The organism is Cupriavidus sp. HPC(L), assembly GCF_000307735.3.
GTDB lineage: Bacteria > Pseudomonadota > Gammaproteobacteria > Burkholderiales > Burkholderiaceae > Cupriavidus.
In genome coordinates, this window is sequence record NZ_AMPR02000365.1 from 1 (window position 1) to 1,596 (window position 1,596).

At 72.3% G+C, this 1,596-nt stretch carries 1 protein-coding gene; it reads right to left on the reverse strand.

The genetic code is table 11. From position 1 onward, the window contains the following. Nucleotides 1–1,423 (reverse strand): GT4 family glycosyltransferase PelF (gene pelF, locus B551_RS17865; protein WP_023264692.1); only part of this gene is annotated, 1,423 nt, incomplete at its 3' end. Nucleotides 1,424–1,596: the final 173 nt, after the last annotated feature.

Sequence of the window (1,596 nt, forward strand, 5' to 3'; positions counted from 1 at the left end):
CCGCATCGCCGATCCGCACGACCGCCCCCGCGGCGCCGAGCGCCATATCCTCGTCGCCGACGCCGTCGATCAGTTCGCGGCAGGCGCCGACGTCGGTGACCACGCAGGGCACGCCGGCGGCGAAGGCCTGCAGCACCGGCAGCGGCAGCGCCTCGCTGATCGAGCTCAGCACCAGCATGCCAACCTGTGGCAGCAGTTCGTCGATGGGCCGAGCGCCGACAAAGCGCACGTGGCCGGCCAGCCCCAGGCTTCGCACGAGGGCGCGGCATTCGCGCGCGTATTCCGGATCCTCGTCCTCGGGTCCGGCGATCCAGCCCTGCGCATCGGGACAGTGCCTGACGACGGTCAGCATCGCGCGGATGAAGGTCTTGACGTCCTTGCGGGGCACGACTTCGCCCGCCAGACACAGGACCTGGGGCACCTGGGCGGGACGCAGCGCGCGCAGCGGCGCCAGCGCGGGCAGGTCGATGCCGGTCGGGATCGTGCGCGTGCGGCTGGCCGGCGCGCCGTCCTGCACCTGCCGGCGGCGATTGCCCTCGTACAGCGCGACGATCTCGTCCGCGGCGTCGTAGCAGACGCGGCCCAGCGATGCGAAAAAGCGCAGCGACAGATCGCGGCAATACCCCGGATCGATGCCATGCTGGCGCGTCTGGATCGCGTGTTGCGACACCAGCAGCGGACGGTCGTGCCGGTAGCGCAGCATCGTTCCGAGGAAGCCGGCGTAGCCGGTCGATGCCGCGTGGTAGACGCGCGCCGGCATCAGCGTGGCCGCGATCCGCGCCAGCCGCCACAGCGGCCGGTGGATCGCACGCACGGTCCCGATGTAGTCGGAGAACGAGACGTCGGTGCAGTAGCGGCGGTACTGCTCGACGATGGTGTCCCAGGCGGCTCGGCTGTGCAGGAAGGCGTGCTCGGACAGCCGGCCGTCGTCGCCCAGCTCGTCGATCAGCGCGCGCATCGCGGCGCCGCCCTGCGCATGCCCCCCTGCCTGGCCATGGCTTGCGTTGCCTGGGTTGCCCGCGTTGCCGCCGTGGCCACGCAGGCGCAGCAGATCGTGCCACCGCGCCGCCTCGGCGAAGGCCTGTTCGTCGGCCCGAAGCCGCGGCATCGCGTCGGCCGGATCTTCGTCGTGCAGGAAATGCGTCTGCAGATCGAGCACGTTGCCGGGCAGCGCGTCCACGCCCTCGCCGCTGTCCAGCGGGCGGTCGGCGAGCAGCACGATGGCGAACGTCGTCTGCGGAAAGGCCCGGATCATCCGCGCGGCCCAGCCCGGTGCGCCGGTCCTCGCAAACGGATGGCCGCCCTCGAGCAGCAGCGCGACATCGACTCCCGCGGGCCGGGAGGCGTCGCGGCAGGCGTCGCGGGAGGCCGGGATTGGGGCCGCCAAGGCCGCGTCCGGCATGTTCTGCGTGGTCGCGATCATGATGTCCAGTAGCGCAGCAAGGGCTGAAGCTGCGGCGCCGCGGGCAACGACGCGGCCTGGCGCAGGCTTCGCATCGCCGTTGTCACCGCGGCGAAATCGCCTTCCATGAAGGCCGCCTCGGCCAGCAGCGGCAGCGCACGCTGGCGCGGGAAGCCCAGCGCGGTGGCGCGCCG